Source organism: Mesorhizobium sp. B4-1-1 (genome assembly GCF_006439375.1).
Classification (GTDB): Bacteria; Pseudomonadota; Alphaproteobacteria; order Rhizobiales; family Rhizobiaceae; genus Mesorhizobium.
In genome coordinates, this window is record NZ_VFTH01000009.1 from 1 (window position 1) to 17,683 (window position 17,683).

The window sequence follows — 17,683 nt, forward strand, 5'->3', positions numbered from 1 at the left end:
TCCAGCCAGCATTTTGAATCACAAAAACCGTGGATACGGAATCCCCCTCGATTCCGTCAAAGCAGGAACCGCTCTAGCGCCGTCCGCGAGGGCGCGGCAGTGACTTTGGTCACGCGATTTTTCAGCCATCCAGACATGGATCCGGAGACCCATGAGCCCGTCCGGGCGCGGTCGTCCCGGCCTTGAAATTCTTCGGAACCTAACGCGCGATAGTTGGTTAATGCGAGGGTCCGCACCGCCCCCGCGCGGACCCGCATCGGGTGCCCATCCGGCACCGATTGCTTGCTCTAAGACGATCATAAGAACGGAGGAAGTGATGAACGATGTCTGGTTTTCCGAACCAGTCGTGATCGATTTCCAGCCAAACGGCCAGCGCAAGGTATCAAGCTGTTTCGAAGCGATGGAATGCCTCGACCAACGCTGGCCGGGACAGGCGCGCGACGGCGCCTGGCGCTCGGCAAGCCGTGTCTGCCGCGATGCGCTTGACGGTCTGCGCAGCCCGGTGGAGGCCCGCAAGACACTGCGCAAGGCGGCCAAGGTCGCCGGCCTGCTGGCTTAGCCTCGATTTCCCATGGCGTCCCACCGGGGACGCCGCCAAGCCCGTCGCGGTTTCCCATTGCCGCGGCGGGCTTTTGTTTCCATGAGGGCGAGGCGACGGCCAACGCATACTCCGGAACACGTTCAAGCACGCATCCCGTTGGGCACATGAAACGCCGGCCGCTGGGCTTCGGGGTCGCCTGACGGGTTCAGGCCCTTCCTCAGGCGAATCCGCCAAGCACTTCCGGAAACTGGACCGCCATCTCTCCTTCATCCGCCTGCCGGGCGTAGATCCGATGCATCTTCGTGCCGTCATACTTGGCCCGGCGGCGTTGCACGTCCTTGCCGAAAAGGCCGGCAACAGCATCGAAGCGCCGGAAGAAGCGCTTCATCACGCCGCGCTCGAATGGTATGCGCTGCCCGAACGGCTTTTGCCAGGGCGTGTCCTTCGCCAGGTCGCGCCAGATGCCCAGCGCTTCGAGTTCGACCCCGACCTGATTGCCCCACGGCTTGCCGCCCGCGAAATGCCTGGCCCAGGCCTGCGAGAAGCGAAATTCTCTCGTTCCGAGCGATTGCAGATTCCAGTTTGGATGCATCGTCTGCCAGTTGCCCTCGAAGGCGACGTTCAGAGCATTTTGGTCATTCATCTTGCCATCGATGGCGGTCTTTCGCGTCCGCTCCAGCAGGGCCTTTTCCCGGACAGCGTTCATATCGAAGACGACCACACCGGAATTGAAATAAGGCGCGCCGGGCGCCAGTTTGAGCTTTTGCCGGTATGAAGGCCTGAAATACATGTAGTCGTCATGCGCGGCGAGCAGCGGGGCGCGCAGCGGTTGTCCGGCCAAGTCACTGATGTCCCTGTTGAAGAGAACATCGCAATCTGTGTAAGCGATGCGATCGTACAGCTCGAAAACCGGAAACCGATCGGCGAAAAGCCGAACGTAAGCGGCGATGCTGTATGTTCCGAAGCGAAAGCCGAAATTCGTCATGAAGTCCGTGACATCGACCAGTTCGACCTTGCCTCTCAGCAGATGGCGGGCAACTTCTAGGTCCGGTTCGCCCGCACCGGTGTAGAGCAGAAAGCCGTCGACCGGAGTCGAGACATCGATTATCCGACGCGCTGCCAGGCAGGCATATGGAAAGTATTTGGCGTCCGCGGCCAGGAAGAAACACGATTTGGTCATTCGCCACCGCAACCCTTATCTCGCCGCGGTGCCTGCCACAAAATGCTTCTCGACGAAAGCCTCGATCGGGCCGGTGAGCGAGGCCGCCTCGCTCTTGATCTTGTCATCGTCCCAGCGCCACCATTGGATCGCCAGAAGCTTCGATATGGTCTTCTCCGGGAATCGATACCTGATCAGGGTGGCCGGAGACCCGCCGACGATCGCGTAGGGCGGCACTTTTTTGGTGATGACGGCTCCGGCGCCGACAATCGCGCCATCACCGATCTCCACCCCCGGCAGTATCATCGCACCGTTGCCGATCCAGACATCATTGCCGACGGTAATGCCGGCCGGCTTGCCGCCATTCGCGATCGGCTCGGGCTGCTTCAGCAATCGGCTGTAGATCGGGAATGACGTTGCGCTGTCGGTCGGATGCTGGCCAGAGCAAATGAAAAGCACTTGACCGGCAACCGAGCAGAAGGCGCCGATCTCCAGCGGAGCGTCCCTTGTGGGAAACAACACCTTTCGCCATGTCACGCCGTAAGTGTGGCGGCCGACCTTTACGTGGTCTGGCAATTTGGAGCGCGCGTCCTTGAACCATCTGGAAATCGACGACATCAGAAGCTCATCCTCATTCTCCGCCGACATAGCCGCTGATCGGCCGAACCAACAACTCAAAGCTCTTGGAAACCGCAGTTCTGTTGCCAAACGACGGGATCCTCCGGCCTTGCCGCAGGATTTGAGCGCTTCGCAACCGTATTTCCCGCGAAGATATCACGAACATCGATCTGTATTGGGACTGAAGCGAAGCCGCTGAACCATCTCCCACTCTTTGGGATAGACCAGAGAAATTCCAGCCGCTTGATTTTCCAGCGGCCTCAGGCAAAGAGAACATCGGGGGGCTGCGGCTATTGCGAGGGAGCCTTGGCATTCAAACCGATAGTTGACGGACTGAGCCGAAACCGGACGGTCATCCGGATAAAATTACTCAGAAACCAGTTTGTCTATAAGGCCTTCGAATATCGGGGGCGTGCGTCCGGGCGCCGTATGGCGGAAGAATTGCAGGACGCCGGAGTGTCGCGCGTCTGCATCACGATCGCATTCAACACGCCCTGGGTGATCGACGCTTTGACCAAAGCGTGGGAGATGCACTCGCCTGGGATGACACTGGTCGTCGTCGACAACTCGACCAAGATCGCGGCGAGAGAAGCGATCGCGCGCATCTGCAAAATGCGCGGCGTGCCTTACCTTGCCTTGCCTATGCGGGTCGAAAAGCACCTGTCGCGATCGCACGGAACCGCCATCACATGGGCCTTCCACAACATCGTGCGCCATCTGAAGCCGGAGCTTTTCGGCTTCATCGATCACGACTGCTTCCCGGTCGCGCCATTTGACATTCCGTCCAAGCTGGCTGGTAAAACGGTGTATGGCCGCAGGGCATACGGCAACGAAAACCATGTCTACAAGGCCAAGCCGGGCGATCGGCACTGGAACCTGTGGGCCGGCTACTGCTTCTACCGTTTCCCGGCGGTGGCCGGCCGCAAACTGAACTTCGACCCCCGCTTGAGTCTCGGCCTCGACACTGGCGGCGCAAACTGGGCGATCCTCTATTCGAAGCTCGACGAAGCAGATGTCGCCGAGGCTACGCTGGAGCAAAGCCCGATGACGATGGCGGGCGCGGTCGGGCATCACGAATTCATCGACGGTGCCTTCTTCCATCTCGCCGGCGTGTCATATCCGGAAAGGCCTGGCTATCACCAACGGACGGTGGAGCATCGGGAAATGCTTCGAGATTATGTGTGGAACACGTATCTGGGCGGCTCCGCCGGGCAGACGGTGAACGATTTCTGACGAGGCTTTTCGCGACCAAGCCGTTGGCGAAGGTTGGATCCGGAGTCAGCCAAGTCCCGTAAGTCGTTGAATAGACTGGCGATCCCGGCAGGATTCGAACCTGCGACCATCGGCTTAGAAGGCCGGTGCTCTATCCAGCTGAGCTACGGGACCGTCGGCCGGCCGGGCCGGCTGGTCTGTCATGCCGAGCGACGCAAGACCAGAGTCAGTGCGTCCAGGGCGTCCTGCGGTCATAGCGGAAATTGTCCGAATAGGAAATCTGCCGGCGCTTTGCTTCCTTCGGCTCTTCAACGCGATAGGCGATCTTTTCCTTCTCGGCATAAGCCATGGCCTCTTCCTTCGTGTCGAAGGTGAGCTTCACCTGGCTCAGCATGTCACCCGAGGTGGTGTAGCCCATCAGCGGGTCGATCTTCTTGCGCTGGGCGGGATCGAATTCCAGCACCCAATGTCCGGTCTTGGCCTTGCCGGACTGCATCGCGGTTTTGGCTGGACTGAAAATGCGCGCGGACATGACCACCTCTTTGCCGCCCGAAGACCGGGCACCTCGTTCAGCGCCTCCGGGGATCCTACGGAAGCCCCGATTTCACGCCAATCCGTCATTACTGTGCAATGGGCGCGGCGGCAAGGCCGCAAGCGCCCCTGCGTTCCCACGGCGCGGGGAACTTCGCCGTGCCGGCGACATTATCGAAAGGTCGGGCGGCGGGCCGGAGCCAGCCTTCCCGTGAACCATCCATCAAAAGCGGACGTTCGTCATGACCAATGCAACCGAACACCCCGTCGTGCAGCTCGCCGTGCTTGTCGGCAGCCTGCGCGCCCAATCCTTCAGCCGCAAGATCGCCAAGGCGCTCGCCGCCCGCGCGCCGGATTCGGTGCGCTGCCGCTTCATCGAGATCGGCGACCTGCCGCTTTACAACGAGGATCTGGACGGCAACGGCCCGCCGGCGGCGTGGTCGGCCTTCCGTGCGGCGATGCGGGAATGCGACGCGGTGCTGTTCGTCACGCCGGAATACAACCGCTCGATCCCGGGCTGCCTGAAAAACGCGCTCGATGTCGGCTCGCGCCCATCGGGCAACAACGTGTTCAAGGGCATGCCCGCCGGTGTGGTCAGCGTCACGCCGAACAAGCTCGGCGCATTCGGCGCCAACCAGGCGCTGAGACAAACTTTCGTCTTCCTCGACATGCCGGTGATGCAGCAGCCGGAGGCTTATATAGGCAATGTCTCGGAGCTGTTGGACGACAAAGGCGCGGTGACCAACGCCGACACCGCCACCTTCCTCGAGAATTTCGTGGCCAGCCTGGAGAGCTGGATCAGGACGGTGCATCCTGGCGGCTCGTCCTTCGATGCCTTCATGAAGCAGCGCGAGAAGATTGCCGAGGACTATGTCAATGGCGACGCCTCCTCGCTGAAAGCGATCGTCACCCGTGCCGGGCCGGCGACGTTCTTCTCGCCGCGCGGCGACCATCTCGAAGGGGCCGAAGCGATTGCCGGCCGTTACGAGCGCGATGCCGCGAGCTTCCACAAAGGCGGCAACACCGACCTCGAGGTGCTGCAGGCGTCGGCAAGCGGCGATCTGGCCTTCTGGAGCGGCTTGCAGCATGCCAAGGCGCGCATGGGCAAAAACGGCGAGGCAACCGAGATGACCTTGCGAGTCACCGAGGTGTTCCGGCTGGAGGACGGCGCGTTCAAGCTGGTGCATCGCCACGCCGACCCGGTTCATTAGCCGGCGCTTGCAAAAATCCGCGACACAATGCCGGTGGCCTTTGCAACATAGGCCTATTCCTTTTGGCCCGTGGGCGGCATATGTCAGATACATGGTCGTGCCAGTTGAAGGCATGATGACGGCGATGAAGACACGTATGGGCGCGGAAGCGAAAGTCTTGCCGTCGGGGGTCGGCGAGCCAGCGATATTGGAAGGCGCGATTGTCATCGGCGCGGGCGCCGCGGGGCTTGCCGCCGCGCATGCGCTGGCCAAGGCCGGCGTGACGACGCAGCTCCTGGAACGCGAGGAACGGCTGGCCGAGCCCTGGCATCGCCGCCACGACAACCTGCACCTCAACACGCATCGCGACCTCTCCTCGCTGCCGGGCGTATCCTTTCCGGCAGGAACGCCGGCCTTCCCGCACCGCAGCGCCGTCATCCGCCATCTCAACGATTTCGCCGAGACGCACAGGCTGCCGATCGCCTTCGGCGTCAAGGTCGACGAGATCGAATTTCGCGAGGACCACTGGCTGCTGCGGACAAGCGCGGGCTTGAAGGCGGCGCGATATGTGGTGGTTGCCACCGGGCGCGACCGGCAACCCTTCATCCCGGCCTGGAAGGGCATTGCGGATTTTTCAGGATCGATCATCCACTCGGCCGATTTCGGCAAGGCGAGCGACTATGCCGGCAAGAAGGTGCTGGTGGTCGGCGCCGGCAATTCCGGCTTCGACGCGCTCAACCATCTTTCCCGCGTCGAGACGGGCCAGATGTGGCTTTCGGCGCGCAATGGACCTTCGCTGCTGCCCAGGCGCATCGGCAAGATCGCGGTGCATCGCATCTCGCCGGTGATGGCAAGCCTGCCGACATGGCTCGCGGACGCGGCCATGGCTGCAACGCAGCGCCTGGTGTTCGGGGATCTGACGAAATACGGCCTGCCTCCTGCCCCGTCGGGCGGCGCCAGCCGGCTCGGCTCCGACTATACGGCGATCGCCGCCGACGACGGCGCGGTCGATGCCATCAAGGCCGGACGCATCATCGTGGTGCCGCAACCGCGCGAATTCAGTCGCGACGGCGTGGTGCTGGACAATGGACAGATGATCGCGCCCGACATCGTCATTGCCGCCACCGGCTACCGCACGGGGCTGGAGACGATGCTGGGCCGGCTCGGCGTGCTCGACGCCAAAGGCGTGCCGCTGTTCAACGGCGCCGCCAACGACCCGAAGCTGCCCGGGCTCTGGTTCACCGGCATGCGGCCGAGCATTCGCGGCTGTTTTTCCAATGCAAGGATTCAGGGCACAGCGATCGCCAGGAAGATCGTCGGCCAGAAGCGCTGAGCGGCATCGTCAGTTCCGACCTCGGTTTTTGTGTTGCCTTCCGGGCGTGCGCCCCCTATACGCCGCGGGACGTCGGAGTGTAGCGCAGCCTGGTAGCGCACCTGATTTGGGATCAGGGGGTCGCAGGTTCGAATCCTGCCACTCCGACCATTGCTTCTTTCCCAGACCAAATCGGTCTCGCCGTCCCTGCATTACAACCGGAAGGACAGGGACAATTGGGACGCCAACACCGACATCATCGTCGTTGCGGATGTTTCCAGGGCAGCTGACATGGGTACTCCGCGACCTATGGTCCCCCCTCTTCAACGACGCGCGTCGATGCGGCCTCGCCATGGTGGCGGCAGCTTGCTGCTCGGCGGGACAGGCTCACGGGCAAGCGGAACCAGCCATTCAACGGCGCGGCCGAAGTCACGGTAAACCCGCCGGGCGAGAACCCCAACACCTCGAGCCCGGCGAGCCTACAACCCGATCTGGAACGCGACCGGGACCGGGATCAGCCGGCACTGTCCGCGTTGCAAGAGTGATGCCGGAAGACTGTTCCGGAATGGGACGGCTACGCCGCGTGCTCCCACGGGTAGATCACGGAAACGCCTGCCGTGGCTCGAATAATCCCTCGCCTCCAACTTTGTCGCCGGTCTAGACTTCGAACCAGGGGGATTTTCGATGCCCGTTCTCGAGGCCCTGCTGTCGCTGATCGGCCCGGCCTATCTGGCCTATTACGGCTTTACGGTTGCGGTGACGGTGGTCTGGGCAATTCTGTGCGCTGCCCTGTGGGTTTGGAACAACCGGCCCAGCAAGAGGAATGGCGGCGTAGCCCGGTCGCGGTCCGCCGGCCTGATGTTCTTCATCCTAGTCGCCGCCTGTTATGTGGCGGCGCACACGGGAGTCTATCTTTTGGCCCGGCATCTGGCCGGACTATGGGCGTGACAGGCCTCAGATATCGAACTCGCCCTGCCCCTCGTCCATGGCGCTGACGGTCTCGGCCGCCAAGACGCGGGTGATCGGCGTCTTGCGCTCGAGGGCGGCGCGATCGAGGCGCTCGACGACGCGCATCGCGGTGCCGAGCGAACGCTCGATGCGGCGCACGAGGTATTGCACCACATGCGGCTCGACTTCGACCTGGCGGTCGGCGAACAGCTTTGTGATGACGCCGGCAAGCAAAAGGTCGTCGGGCTCGTGGATCTCGACCGTGGCCGCCGCCTTCAGCCGCGAGATGAGATCGGGCAGCGCGACGCGCCAGGCCGAGGGGAACCGCCGCGCCGTCAAAAGCAGCGTCGAACCCGCGCCGCGCACGGCGTTGATCAGGTGGAACAGGCCCTGCTCGTCGATCGGCCCCTTGTCGATATCGTCGATGAGCGCCGGCCTGGTGCCGAGACCGGCAATGTGCTCGTCGATCCGGCCGGGATCGATGGCGACGGCATGCGTCCGATCCTGCCAGATCCGGGCGAGATGCGTCTTGCCGGAACCGGGCGGCCCTGCCAGCACGACCACCGGCGACGGCCAGTCCGGCCAGCGGTCGATCAGCGATGCCGCCTGCGCATTGGTGCCCGAGACGACGAGTTCGTCGCGCGAATAGCCGGTGCCGTGGCCGAGATCGAGCGGCAGCTGGCGCGGCGTATCGGCTGGCTGGGCAGCCATTTCAGCCCCGCTTCGAGCGATGGCCGCCGCCGCGATCGGCTGGCAATGGCGGCACGGGCCGGGCGGCGTGACCCTTGTAAAGCGGCGATTCGAGATAGCGGCCGATGGCGAAGCGCACCAGTACGGCGATCGCAGCCGAGGCCGGGACGGCGATCAAAAGGCCGACGAAGCCGAACAGCGCGCCGAAGGCAAACAGCGCGAACATCAGCCAGACCGGATGCAGACCGACGCTTTTGCCGACCAGCCTCGGCTGTAGGATGTTGCCCTCGATGAACTGGCCGACGAAGAACACGCAGGCCACCGCCACGATCATTGTCCAGTCCGGCCAGAACTGGACGAAGGCGACGCCGACGGCGAGCACCAGCCCGGTCAAGGAGCCGACATAGGGGATGAAGGAGATCAGCCCGGCGAAGAAGCCGATGAGGATGGCGAAGTTCAGCCCGGTCAGCGTCAGGCCCGTGGCATACATCGCGCCGAGCACCAGGCAGAGCGTGCCTTGACCGCGCACGAAGCCGGCGGTGGCGGTGTTGATGTCGCGGGCGAGCGCGCGCACCGTCTCGACATAGTCGCGCGGCACCCAGCTGTCGACCACCGCCACCATGCGGTCCCAGTCGAGCAGCATGTAGAAGGCGACGACCGGAGTGACGACGAACAGGCTGACGACGGATACCAGCGCCACGCCCGAGCTCCAGATCGAGGTGAAGACGGTGGTGAGCAGCCCGAAGCCGGTGGTCAGCAGCGAGTTCAGCCCGTCGCGCAGGCCGGCGGCGTTGACGCCAAAGCGCTGCTCCAGCCATTTCGGGTCGAAGCTGGTGATCAGCGACTGCAGGCGGGTGAGATATTCCGGCAGCTTGCGGGCGAAATCGGCCATCTGGGTGGCCAGCACCGGCACCAGGATAACGAAGGCCAGCACCACGACGACGATGAAGGCAATCAGGATCACCACCGTCGCCATCAGGCGCGAGAGGCCGAGACGCTGCAGCCAGTCCGCGACCGGGTCGAGGAAATAGGCGAGCACCATGCCGGCGACGAAAGGCAGGAGGATGCCTGAGAAGACATAGAGGAACAGCGCCAGCAGGATCGCCGTGGCCAGCCAGAAGAAGGCCTGGCGGCGAAGCCCGCCCGAGTTGTCGTCGGCCGCGATCGCTGCGGCGTCATTGTCAAGCGCCCGTGTTGGAACCGCCCGACTTGCCGATGCCCGACTTGATGTCGCCGGTCTGGGAGTTGCTCGTCCGGGAGCCTTCGCCATAGCCGCTCATATGCCTTAGCCAAGCCACGAGATAGGCCGCGGCCGAAGCCACGGTCAAGACCCCGGTCAGCAATATGAGCGCGGTCCGCAGCGGGCCGAGACGCACCGAGAAGGCCAACTCGCCCAGCACAAGCGCCGCCAGCACGATCTGCGCCGCGGTGTTGGCCTTCGATACGAAGAGCGGCTTCATCTCGACCGGATGGCTCATGACACTGGACAAGAGCACGGCGCAGACGATCAACCCGTCACGCGAGACCATGGTCACCACCAGCCAGAGCGGCAGTTCGCCGGCAAAACCCATGACGACGAAGACCGAGACCAGCAGAAGCTTGTCGGCGATAGGATCGAGATAGGCGCCGAGGCTGGACGACTGGTTCCAGCGGCGCGATGAAGCCGTCAACGCCGTCGGAGACGCCGGCGACGAGGAACCCGGCGAAGGCCCAACCCCAAAGCGCCTGCAGCATGGCCAGCACCACGGCAGGCACGAGCAGCAGCCGCATGATCGTGATCATGTTGGGAAAGGTCACGTGATGTCCCGTCGTGGTCCTTTGTTGGGGAATAGATGAGGGAGATGGGCAAATTGGGCAAGTGGAAGCGGCGCGGAAGCTGCCAATCTCTTCCCTCGCGGGGGATGTCTGGCAAGGCAGAGAGGAGTGCTGTCCCGCCAGCTTATCGACCGTTGCTCATTGGATATCGAAAAGCTGATCGCTCGATCGCCTCGCCCACTTTCCACGGTTTTGTCCGCCTCGACGACCGTCATCCTTGCTCCCCGAAACCATTCATGCGAAGAGCCCGCAATGACAAACAGGGACGAGCCGACCATGAGCAAGGGCGACCAAGCCAAGCGCAAGAACGGGCTCACCTATGCCGAGGCTGGCGTCGATATCGATGCCGGGAACCTGATGGTCGAGAAGATCAAGCCGCTGGTGCGCACGACGCGCCGGCCGGGCGCCGACGGTGAGATCGGCGGCTTCGGCGGGCTGTTCGACCTGAAGGCCGCCGGCTTCACCGACCCGGTGCTGGTCGCGGCCAATGACGGCGTCGGCACCAAGCTCAAGATCGCCATCGACGCCGGCAAGCACGATACGATCGGCATCGACCTCGTCGCCATGTGCGTCAACGACATCGTCGTCCAGGGCGCCGAGCCGCTGTTCTTCCTGGACTATTTCGCCACCGGCAAGCTCGACCCGGACCAGGGCGCTTCGATCGTCGGCGGCATCGCGCAAGGCTGCCGGCAGGCCGGCTGCGCGCTGATCGGCGGCGAGACGGCGGAAATGCCGGGCATGTATCACGACAAGGACTATGACCTCGCCGGCTTCGCCGTGGGCGCTGCCGAACGCGGCCAGTTGCTGCCGACCGACGACATCGTCGAGGGCGACATGCTGCTCGGCCTTGCCTCGTCCGGCCTGCACTCCAACGGCTTTTCGCTGGTGCGCCGGATCGTTGCCACGAGCGGCCTTGGCTGGAGCGATCCGGCGCCGTTCAACGAGGAACTGAGCCTCGCGGAGGCGCTGCTCGAGCCGACGCGCATCTATGTGAAGTCGATCCTGAAGGCGATCCGCAACACGCATGGCATCAAGGCGCTGGCCCACATCACCGGCGGCGGTTTCCCGGAAAACATTCCGCGCGTGCTGCCCAAGGATTTCTCCGCCGAGCTCGATCTCGAGGCGATCGACGTGCCGGCGGTGTTCTCGTGGCTGGCCAAGACCGGCGGCGTGGCGCCGGAAGAAATGATGCGCACCTTCAACTGCGGCATCGGCATGGTCCTCGCCGTCGCTTCCGGCCAGGCAGCGCAAGTGGCGGCAGTGCTGCAGGAAGCCGGCGAAACGGTGACGCCGATCGGCCGCATCGTGCCGCGCCGAGACGCCGGCGTCATCTATCGGGGCTCGATCGGCCTATGAGCAGGAAACGCACGGTCGTCCTGATCTCGGGACGCGGCTCCAACATGACGGCGCTGATCGCCGCGGCCGCCGATCCAAGCTATCCGGCGGAAATCGTCGGCGTCATCTCCGACCGCGCCAACGCGGCCGGCCTCGGCATCGCCCAGTCGCGCGGCATCGCCACCAAGGTCATCCAGCGCGCCGACCATCCGAGCAAGGATGCCTATGACGCAGCGATCGATGCCGCGCTCACCGGCTTCGGCGCCGACATCGTCGCCCTAGCCGGCTATATGCGGATCCTCGGCCGCGGCCTCGTCGAGAAATGGCAGGGGCGCATGGTCAACATCCACCCTGCCCTGCTGCCGGCCTTCAAGGGGCTGGATACGCATGCTCGCGCATTGCGCGCGGGTGTTCGCATCCATGGCTGCTCGGTGCATTTCGTCACGCCGGAGATGGACGACGGCCCGATCATCGCGCAGGCCGCCGTGCCGGTCATGGTCGGCGACAACGAGGACACGCTGGCCGCGCGGGTGCTGAAGGTCGAGCACCGGCTCTATCCGCTGGCGCTGGGGCTGGTCGCCGAAGGCAAGGCGCGCATGGAAAAAGGCCACACCGTGCTTGCCCATTTCGCCGACGATGCCGACAACGCCACCTCAGTAGTGATAGCACCGGACCCGTTGCGCGAGGAAACCGACCTCGAACAGCTGGCGCGGATCACGCCTTAGAGGCGTCAATGCCCGTAAAACAACTGCTTATCCTGCGCCATGCCAAGTCGAGCTGGGACGATCCCTCCCTCGCCGATTTCGACCGGCCGCTCGGGCCGCGCGGGCTGAAGACGGCGCCACTGATAGGGCGCGAGCTTGCCCGGCGCGGCTGGCTGCCCGATTTGGCGCTGGTCTCGCCGGCGTTGCGCACCCGCGAGACCTGGCAGACGGTCGCGGCTGAACTGCCCCACCATGTGCCGGTGCAATTTGCCGAGGAACTCTACGAGGCGGCGGCGGGAGCCATCCTGGCGCGTGTGCGGCAGGCCAAGGCGGAGAGCCTGTTGGTGATCGGCCACAATCCCGGCCTGCAGCATTTTGTGTTGCGGCTGGCCGGCGCCGGGTCGGACGAGAGCGTGTTCAAGAAGATCGAAGCGAAGTTCCCGACGGCGGCGCTCGCGCGGTTCACGCTGGACGAGGATTGGGTGGACCTCGACTTTCGCGGCGCGCGCCTGACGCATTGTGTTCGGCCGAAGGATTTGGCCTAGAGGGAGCCGCCGATCTCCTCGCACTGGGTGGCGCTGCTCGCCGCGTAAAACAAAAGGCGGCGGAGCAAGTCCGCCGCCTTTGACAGTTCAAAGCGTCAAGAATCAGTTGCCCCAGATGCCCTGGCCCGGGTCGGACCAGGCCTTGGAGCCAGCCGAACCTGTCGTCATCGAGGTGTCGACATCGGCCTGCTTGGCAACCTCACGCTTGCCGATCGAGGCCGTATAGGCCCTGTCGACGCCGGCGGTCGGCCGGTTGGCGTCATTGGGGTCGTAGTGATCGCTGCCGGCAAAGGCGGAGCCCATCGCGAGAAGCATTGCGGCAGTGGTGAGAGCGATCCTGGTCATTTCGGTTTTCCTTGTTCGTTGGTTTCATAGAGGCGGAGGCCCTGGGAGGATGACCCCGCTGCCGACAAGACCCGCGGCGGCCGGGATTTATTCCCGGCCCGCTCGCTTTCTTTAGCGGCCCCGGCAGCGTCGGTCCAAACTTCGCCGAGAAAAAGACAAACGATTACAAATACTTGTGATACAAATACTTGTGAAGTGATTTCACAATGCCGGTAGCCGGCTGTAGAAAAACAGAGCGGCGGGACAAGCCCGCCGCTCGAGGTCTTGGAACCAGGCCATTCAGCGGTTGCCGAAAAGATCCTGATCAGCGGCCTGGGCCGCCGGCTTCTGGACATTCGCGCCCGAATTCTTGATCGAAGCGGTGAACGAGCTGTCGACCGAAGCAGTCGGCCGATTGGCCTCGTTGGGGTTGTAGTGGTCCGACCCAGCGAAGGCGGCGCCAGTGGCGACAAGCAGGGCGGCGGCGGTAAGAGCGATCTTGGTCATTTCAAATACTCCAGGTTTCGGGTTGCGCTGTTTGATCAGGCGCGATCGACGATCAGATGACCAAGTGGATCGGCACAGGGTAGCCTCGGACATCGCCCGGGTGCTGCCCGCTCGCTCCACTCACTTGAATTTCCTTGGCATCGGCCCCGTCTATCGGCCCTTACTCCCATTTCGACAGCACCAGTGGCACCGTTACAGGCATCACCGCTTCGTGATGAATGCTTGATCGACCCTGAAAAGCCGGCCCGGGAGCAGCCGGCTTTAGAAAAACAGAGCGGCGGGACAAGCCCGCCGCTTTGAAGTCTTGGAAGACCAGGGCGTTCAGCGGTTGCCGAACAGATCCTGGGCAGGAGCCTGGGTCGCCGGCTTCTGGACGTTCGCGTCCGAATTCTTGACCGAAGCGGTAACCGAGGTATCGACCGGCGCGGCCGGCCGGTTGGCCTCGTTGGGGTTGTAGTGGTCGGACCCAGCGAAAGCGGCGCCAGTGGCGACGAGGAGAGCGGCAGCAGTAAGAGCGATCTTGGTCATTTGAGTTACTCCAAATTCAAGGTTGATGGGTTGATGGTCAGATTTTGGTCAGGACTGGAACCAGCTTAGTGGTTGCCCCAGAGGCCCTGGCCGGATTCCTGCTGGTTCGAGCTGGGCGCATTCTTGATGAAGCGCTGTTCGAACTTGTTGATCGAGCCGGTAACGGTCCGGTCGACGTTGCCCGCGGGGGCCGTTACGGCCGACTGGCTGGCATCGTTGGGGTTGTAATGGTCGCTGCCGGCGAAAGCGCTGCCCGTGGCAATGAGGAAGGCAGCGGCGGCAAAAGCAATCTTGTTCATTTTAGGTACTCCAGATTTCAAAAGTCATGTCCGTCAAGTGGCGTGCCGTAATGGAAATTCGCGTCGCTCGGACCACCTCGAAATGGGTCGGCCCTGTTGCCATTTCCAATCACGAAAAGTTGTGAACCGAACCGTTCGGTTCGATCTTGAAATTATGCGAAGAACGTAGCGGCCACATTCTTATCGTTTAATATCAACTGGTTATAGAGAACCCCGCGCGATGCGGGATTCTGATACGGGCTGCCGGTGTTCACCCTGGCTACACGAACCGTCAACATTAATTGAACCGAACGGTTCGATTTCGTTGCTTGCCCGGCCGAACAAGCGGCTCGGCAGACGCCACGACCGGGATGGCGGCCGCCGGGAAAGCACGTTTGCCTTGCGCGTGGATCGATACTATCGGTTGCCTCGGGAACCAATTTGGACGCTGCCCGCCGCGCTTTGGCGACGGTCGACGCCATTGGGAGGAAACAGCGACAAACGATGCGGCTGCTGCTTGTCGAGGACAATCGCGAACTGGCCGATTGGTTGAGCAAGACGCTGCGCCAGGCGAGCTATGTCGTCGACGTCGTGCATGACGGCGAGGATGTCGAGCATGCTTTGGCCGCCGGCGACCATGCCTTGATCATCCTCGACCTTGCCCTGCCCCGCATGGGCGGCATGGAGGTGCTGAAAAGATTGCGGGCACGCGGCAACCCGGTGCCGGTGATCGTTCTCACCGCCAATGCCAGCCTCGACGGCCGGGTCAAGGGCCTCAACGAAGGCGCCGACGACTATCTGGCGAAACCCTTCCAGATCGAGGAGCTGGAAGCGCGCATCCGCGTGCAGCTGCGCCGCGCCAACGACCGAACCGCGCCGGTCATTGCCTGCGGCGATCTGGTCTTCGACACCAACACACGCCTGTTCTCGCTTGCCGGCGCGACGCTGTCGCTGACACCGCGCGAGCACGCCGTGCTGGAACAGCTCGTCGTCAAGGCCGGCCGCACGGTGAGCAAGGCGGCGCTCTCGACCGCGATCTACGATTTCGAGACCGACGCCGACCCCAGCGCGATCGAGATCTACGTGCACCGGCTGCGCAAGAAGCTGGAGGGATCGCGCGTCCAGATCGCCACCTTGCGCGGCCTCGGCTACCTGTTGCGCCACGACGATCCGGCGCCATGAGGATCGGCAGGTTTCGGATCGGCAGCCTTCGCCTGCAATTGCTGGCCTGGGTGGTGCTGCCGCTTGCCGGGCTCGTCGCCATCAATCTGTGGACCAGCCAGCGCAACGCGCTGGCGACCGCGGACCTCGTCACCGACCGCATGCTGGTCGGCTCGGCGCGCGCCATCGCCGAGCAGGTGGCAATGGCCGACGGCGCGCTCGACGCCATCGTGCCGCCGGCGGCGATCGAGATGTTCGACACCGGCGACCGGGACAGCGTCTATTACCGGGTCGAGACCGCCGGCGGGCGGCTGCTGACCGGCTATCCCGACCTGCCCGTGGCGCCGGAGCACGGCAGCATAGAGGCTGCCTATCGCGATCACCCGCTGCGCCTGGCGACGCTCAGCCATGCCGTGATCGGCGCCGGCACGGATTCGCCGATCAAGGTCACTGTCGGCGTCACGCTCGCCGGGCATGACGCGATGGTGAAGCGCCTGTGGCTCAGCGCCTTCGCCCAGCAGCTTGCCTTGGTGGCTATTGCCGGCGTGTTCGTGCTGCTTGGCCTGCGCCGCGGGCTGGCGCCGCTGATCCGGCTGCGCGATGCGGTGCGCTCGCGCAGCCGCAGCGATCTCGACCCGGTCGAGGTCCCGGGCGCGCAGAGCGAAATCCGACCGCTGATCGAGGCGCTCAACGCCTATATGGAGCGCGTGCGGGCGCAGATGGCGGCGCAGCGGCGCTTCATCGCCAATGCCGCGCACCAACTGCGCACGCCGCTGGCGCTCTTGTCGACGCAGGCAAGCTATGCCTTGCGCGAAACCGCGGCCGACCGGCGCCAGGAGGCGCTGGTCGCCTTGCAGGCGAGCTCGGGCAAATTGGCGCGGTTGGCCGAACAACTGCTTACGCTGTCGAGGGCGGAACCCGGCAGCCGACGGCCGCGCGCCGACCGCATCGACCTCACCGAAGCCGCCCGCCATGTGCTGGAAGCGCAAGCGCCGGCGGCGATCAAGCGCGACATCGATCTCGGCCTCGAGGAAAGCGGACCGGTGACGGTGGTCGGCGACGGCACGATGCTGCGCGAGATGATCGTCAATCTGGTCGACAACGCGCTGCGCTATTCCAGACCGGGCGGTAGCGTCACGGTGAGGCTGGCGACGGCGGATGGCGAGGCCGCGCTCACGGTGAGCGATGCCGGACCGGGAATCCCGGCGGAAGAGCGGGAGCATGTCTTCGAGCGCTTCTACCGCCTCGCCGGCTCGGCCGAGGAAGGCAGCGGCCTTGGTCTCGCCATCGTGCGCGAGGTGGTCGAGAATGCCGGCGGCAGCGTCACGCTGGGCGACGCCGCCGCGGGTGGGCTCAAGGTCGAGGTGCGGCTGCCGCTTGCTTCACCTGCAGAGCGATCTGCCTGATCAAGTCCCCTGCTCGTTGAAAGGTGCCGGCCGCCACTTCACCACATAGTTCTCGAAGCGGGTGATGATGAATTCCACCACCAGCGCCATCACCGCCAGGATGATCATGGCAGCGAAGACGCCATTGGCGTTGAAGGCGCCCTGCGCGGTGGAGATCAAGAGACCCATGCCCTGCTTGGCGCCGAGGAACTCCCCGACCACAGCACCGACCAGCGCGAAGCCGAAGGAGACATGCAGGCTGGCAAGGATCCAACTCATCGCCGAAGGGATGATGACCGAGCGGGTGATCTGCATCGGCGAGGCGCCGAGGATCTGGGCGTTGGCGATCATCGCCCTGTCCGCCTCGCGCACGCCCTGGAAGGCGTTGGCGAAGACGACGAAGAACACCATGACGACAGCCAGCGCCACCTTGGACGCCATGCCGAGGCCAAGCGCGATGATGAACACCGAGCCCAGCACCACACGCGGCACGGAGTTCGCGATCTTGATGTAGATCGAGAACACGTCGGCCAGCAGCTTGTTGCGGCCGAGGATGATGCCCGCCACGATGCCGCCAACGGCGCCGATGACGAAACCGAGGAAGGTCTCTTCCAGCGTCACATAGATCTGCAGCCAGAGCGGCCCCTGCGAGGTGCCTTCGGTGATCCAGGACCAGATCTGTTCCCAGATGCCCGAGGGGCTGGAGAAGAAGAACGGATCGATGATGTTGTAATCGGCGCAGAGTTCCCAGAGGCCCAGGAAGACCACGAGGATCGCGAGGCGCAGGCCGATGACCAAGGCATGGCGCTTGCGCAGCCGTGCCCTTGCCCGCGCTTCAGCGGCGACGATCGAAGTGGCACGGGTGGCGGCCTGATCGGTGGGAGAAATGGCAGTCATGCT

The 17,683-nt window shown here is 63.9% G+C and carries 20 protein-coding genes, 2 tRNA genes and 1 pseudogene; 11 read left to right on the forward strand and 12 right to left on the reverse strand.

Annotated features, from left to right (window positions below):
* The first annotated feature begins 316 nt into the window (after positions 1–316).
* A complete protein-coding gene (locus FJW10_RS14335) occupies positions 317–559 on the forward strand; it encodes a DUF982 domain-containing protein (protein WP_095816412.1) in 243 nt (80 codons plus the stop codon).
* Between the two features lie 199 nt (positions 560–758).
* Here the strand turns inward: FJW10_RS14335 and FJW10_RS14340 are convergent, their stop codons facing one another.
* Together FJW10_RS14340 and FJW10_RS30955 are read right to left on the reverse strand one after the other, a co-directional pair.
* Complete coding sequence (locus tag FJW10_RS14340) at positions 759–1,733, reverse strand: glycosyltransferase (protein ID WP_140900602.1); 975 nt, start codon at positions 1,731–1,733, stop codon at positions 759–761.
* 3 nt (positions 1,734–1,736) lie between these two features.
* The gene (locus tag FJW10_RS30955; protein ID WP_281405125.1) at positions 1,737–2,408 is read right to left on the reverse strand and encodes a CatB-related O-acetyltransferase; all 672 of its coding nucleotides are present in this window, start codon (positions 2,406–2,408) and stop codon (positions 1,737–1,739) included.
* A 216-nt stretch (positions 2,409–2,624) separates the two neighbouring features.
* Between FJW10_RS30955 and FJW10_RS14350 the strand changes: the two genes are divergently transcribed.
* A complete protein-coding gene (locus FJW10_RS14350) occupies positions 2,625–3,551 on the forward strand; it encodes a hypothetical protein (protein WP_140900603.1) in 927 nt (308 codons plus the stop codon).
* Positions 3,552–3,627: 76 nt separating this feature from the next.
* Here the strand turns inward: FJW10_RS14350 and FJW10_RS14355 are convergent.
* Together FJW10_RS14355 and FJW10_RS14360 are read right to left on the reverse strand one after the other, a co-directional pair.
* Positions 3,628–3,704 (reverse strand) — tRNA-Arg (locus tag FJW10_RS14355).
* 52 nt (positions 3,705–3,756) lie between these two features.
* Positions 3,757–4,062: an ETC complex I subunit gene (locus tag FJW10_RS14360; protein WP_140645008.1), complete on the reverse strand. Its 306-nt coding sequence runs from the start codon at positions 4,060–4,062 to the stop codon at positions 3,757–3,759.
* A 241-nt stretch (positions 4,063–4,303) separates the two neighbouring features.
* Here FJW10_RS14360 and FJW10_RS30960 point away from each other — a divergent pair, with 241 nt between their 5' ends.
* The 4 genes from FJW10_RS30960 to FJW10_RS14380 all read left to right on the forward strand — a co-directional run bounded on the left by FJW10_RS30960 (position 4,304) and on the right by FJW10_RS14380 (position 7,511).
* Positions 4,304–5,272 carry an NAD(P)H-dependent oxidoreductase gene (locus FJW10_RS30960; protein ID WP_140900604.1) on the forward strand — a complete coding sequence of 323 codons (969 nt, stop codon included), beginning with the start codon at positions 4,304–4,306 and terminating at the stop codon, positions 5,270–5,272.
* A 124-nt stretch (positions 5,273–5,396) separates the two neighbouring features.
* Positions 5,397–6,584 (forward strand): NAD(P)/FAD-dependent oxidoreductase, encoded by a 1,188-nt coding sequence (locus FJW10_RS14370; protein WP_246674264.1) that lies wholly within the window; start codon positions 5,397–5,399, stop codon positions 6,582–6,584.
* A gap of 73 nt (positions 6,585–6,657) precedes the next feature.
* Positions 6,658–6,734, forward strand: a tRNA-Pro gene (locus tag FJW10_RS14375).
* A gap of 513 nt (positions 6,735–7,247) precedes the next feature.
* Positions 7,248–7,511, forward strand: a complete 264-nt coding sequence (locus tag FJW10_RS14380) for a hypothetical protein (RefSeq protein ID WP_140900605.1) — start codon at positions 7,248–7,250, stop codon at positions 7,509–7,511.
* A 6-nt stretch (positions 7,512–7,517) separates the two neighbouring features.
* On the opposite strand, the gene hdaA is transcribed toward FJW10_RS14380, so the two are convergent.
* From hdaA to FJW10_RS14395, 3 genes and pseudogenes are all read right to left on the reverse strand, one after another.
* The gene (gene hdaA / locus FJW10_RS14385) at positions 7,518–8,222 is read right to left on the reverse strand and encodes a DnaA regulatory inactivator HdaA (RefSeq protein WP_140831443.1); all 705 of its coding nucleotides are present in this window, start codon (positions 8,220–8,222) and stop codon (positions 7,518–7,520) included.
* A gap of 1 nt (position 8,223) precedes the next feature.
* Entirely contained in the window at positions 8,224–9,471 is a 1,248-nt protein-coding gene (locus FJW10_RS14390) for an AI-2E family transporter (protein WP_246674265.1), read from the reverse strand.
* A pseudogene (locus FJW10_RS14395) lies at positions 9,458–9,998 on the reverse strand (CDP-alcohol phosphatidyltransferase family protein); the annotation flags it as partial. The pseudogene FJW10_RS14395 and the gene FJW10_RS14390, both read right to left, overlap by 14 nt.
* Before the next feature lie 294 nt (positions 9,999–10,292).
* Here FJW10_RS14395 and purM point away from each other — a divergent pair.
* Genes purM through FJW10_RS14410 form a run of 3 tightly spaced genes read left to right on the forward strand, consistent with a single transcriptional unit; the run spans position 10,293 to position 12,600 of the window.
* Positions 10,293–11,372, forward strand: coding sequence for a phosphoribosylformylglycinamidine cyclo-ligase (purM, locus tag FJW10_RS14400; RefSeq protein WP_140900769.1), 1,080 nt, complete (start codon positions 10,293–10,295; stop codon positions 11,370–11,372).
* Positions 11,369–12,076: a phosphoribosylglycinamide formyltransferase gene (purN, locus tag FJW10_RS14405; protein ID WP_140831439.1), complete on the forward strand. Its 708-nt coding sequence runs from the start codon at positions 11,369–11,371 to the stop codon at positions 12,074–12,076. The genes purM and purN overlap by 4 nt, the downstream gene beginning before the upstream one ends.
* An 8-nt stretch (positions 12,077–12,084) precedes the next feature.
* Positions 12,085–12,600 carry a histidine phosphatase family protein gene (locus tag FJW10_RS14410; protein ID WP_140831437.1) on the forward strand — a complete coding sequence of 172 codons (516 nt, stop codon included), beginning with the start codon at positions 12,085–12,087 and terminating at the stop codon, positions 12,598–12,600.
* Between the two features lie 102 nt (positions 12,601–12,702).
* Here the strand turns inward: FJW10_RS14410 and FJW10_RS14415 are convergent, their stop codons facing one another.
* The 4 genes from FJW10_RS14415 to FJW10_RS14430 form a co-directional block, all read right to left on the reverse strand.
* Positions 12,703–12,945: a DUF680 domain-containing protein gene (locus FJW10_RS14415; protein ID WP_140831435.1), complete on the reverse strand. Its 243-nt coding sequence runs from the start codon at positions 12,943–12,945 to the stop codon at positions 12,703–12,705.
* 279 nt (positions 12,946–13,224) lie between these two features.
* Positions 13,225–13,431, reverse strand: coding sequence for a DUF680 domain-containing protein (locus FJW10_RS14420; protein ID WP_140648058.1), 207 nt, complete (start codon positions 13,429–13,431; stop codon positions 13,225–13,227).
* Between the two features lie 321 nt (positions 13,432–13,752).
* Positions 13,753–13,959 carry a DUF680 domain-containing protein gene (locus FJW10_RS14425; RefSeq protein WP_140900606.1) on the reverse strand — a complete coding sequence of 69 codons (207 nt, stop codon included), beginning with the start codon at positions 13,957–13,959 and terminating at the stop codon, positions 13,753–13,755.
* Positions 13,960–14,024: 65 nt separating this feature from the next.
* Complete coding sequence (locus FJW10_RS14430) at positions 14,025–14,258, reverse strand: DUF680 domain-containing protein (protein WP_140648060.1); 234 nt, start codon at positions 14,256–14,258, stop codon at positions 14,025–14,027.
* Positions 14,259–14,741: 483 nt separating this feature from the next.
* Between FJW10_RS14430 and FJW10_RS14435 the strand changes: the two genes are divergently transcribed.
* A complete protein-coding gene (locus FJW10_RS14435) occupies positions 14,742–15,419 on the forward strand; it encodes a response regulator (RefSeq protein ID WP_140648061.1) in 678 nt (225 codons plus the stop codon).
* Entirely contained in the window at positions 15,416–16,804 is a 1,389-nt protein-coding gene (locus FJW10_RS14440) for a sensor histidine kinase (protein WP_140900607.1), read from the forward strand. The genes FJW10_RS14435 and FJW10_RS14440 overlap by 4 nt, the downstream gene beginning before the upstream one ends.
* On the opposite strand, the gene FJW10_RS14445 is transcribed toward FJW10_RS14440, so the two are convergent.
* Positions 16,805–17,680, reverse strand: a complete 876-nt coding sequence (locus tag FJW10_RS14445; protein WP_140831425.1) for an ABC transporter permease — start codon at positions 17,678–17,680, stop codon at positions 16,805–16,807.
* Between the last annotated feature and the right edge of the window lie 3 nt (positions 17,681–17,683).

What these genes read in the sequence shown, in the direction of transcription:
- FJW10_RS14380 (WP_140900605.1), top strand. Translation starts at nt 7,248, where the DNA reads ATGCCCGTTCTCGAGGCCCTGCTGTCGCTGATCGGCCCGGCCTATCTG.
- FJW10_RS14420 (WP_140648058.1), bottom strand. Translation starts at nt 13,431, where the DNA reads ATGACCAAGATCGCTCTTACCGCCGCCGCCCTGCTTGTCGCCACTGGC.
- FJW10_RS14415 (WP_140831435.1), bottom strand. Translation starts at nt 12,945, where the DNA reads ATGACCAGGATCGCTCTCACCACTGCCGCAATGCTTCTCGCGATGGGC.
- FJW10_RS30960 (WP_140900604.1), top strand. Translation starts at nt 4,304, where the DNA reads ATGACCAATGCAACCGAACACCCCGTCGTGCAGCTCGCCGTGCTTGTC.
- FJW10_RS14430 (WP_140648060.1), bottom strand. Translation starts at nt 14,258, where the DNA reads ATGAACAAGATTGCTTTTGCCGCCGCTGCCTTCCTCATTGCCACGGGC.
- FJW10_RS14410 (WP_140831437.1), top strand. Translation starts at nt 12,085, where the DNA reads ATGCCCGTAAAACAACTGCTTATCCTGCGCCATGCCAAGTCGAGCTGG.
- purM (WP_140900769.1), top strand. Translation starts at nt 10,293, where the DNA reads ATGAGCAAGGGCGACCAAGCCAAGCGCAAGAACGGGCTCACCTATGCC.
- FJW10_RS14425 (WP_140900606.1), bottom strand. Translation starts at nt 13,959, where the DNA reads ATGACCAAGATCGCTCTTACTGCTGCCGCTCTCCTCGTCGCCACTGGC.
- hdaA (WP_140831443.1), bottom strand. Translation starts at nt 8,222, where the DNA reads ATGGCTGCCCAGCCAGCCGATACGCCGCGCCAGCTGCCGCTCGATCTC.
- FJW10_RS14435 (WP_140648061.1), top strand. Translation starts at nt 14,742, where the DNA reads ATGCGGCTGCTGCTTGTCGAGGACAATCGCGAACTGGCCGATTGGTTG.
- FJW10_RS14360 (WP_140645008.1), bottom strand. Translation starts at nt 4,062, where the DNA reads ATGTCCGCGCGCATTTTCAGTCCAGCCAAAACCGCGATGCAGTCCGGC.
- FJW10_RS14370 (WP_246674264.1), top strand. Translation starts at nt 5,397, where the DNA reads ATGAAGACACGTATGGGCGCGGAAGCGAAAGTCTTGCCGTCGGGGGTC.
- FJW10_RS14335 (WP_095816412.1), top strand. Translation starts at nt 317, where the DNA reads ATGAACGATGTCTGGTTTTCCGAACCAGTCGTGATCGATTTCCAGCCA.
- FJW10_RS14390 (WP_246674265.1), bottom strand. Translation starts at nt 9,471, where the DNA reads ATGGCGAAGGCTCCCGGACGAGCAACTCCCAGACCGGCGACATCAAGT.
- FJW10_RS14445 (WP_140831425.1), bottom strand. Translation starts at nt 17,680, where the DNA reads ATGACTGCCATTTCTCCCACCGATCAGGCCGCCACCCGTGCCACTTCG.
- FJW10_RS14440 (WP_140900607.1), top strand. Translation starts at nt 15,416, where the DNA reads ATGAGGATCGGCAGGTTTCGGATCGGCAGCCTTCGCCTGCAATTGCTG.
- purN (WP_140831439.1), top strand. Translation starts at nt 11,369, where the DNA reads ATGAGCAGGAAACGCACGGTCGTCCTGATCTCGGGACGCGGCTCCAAC.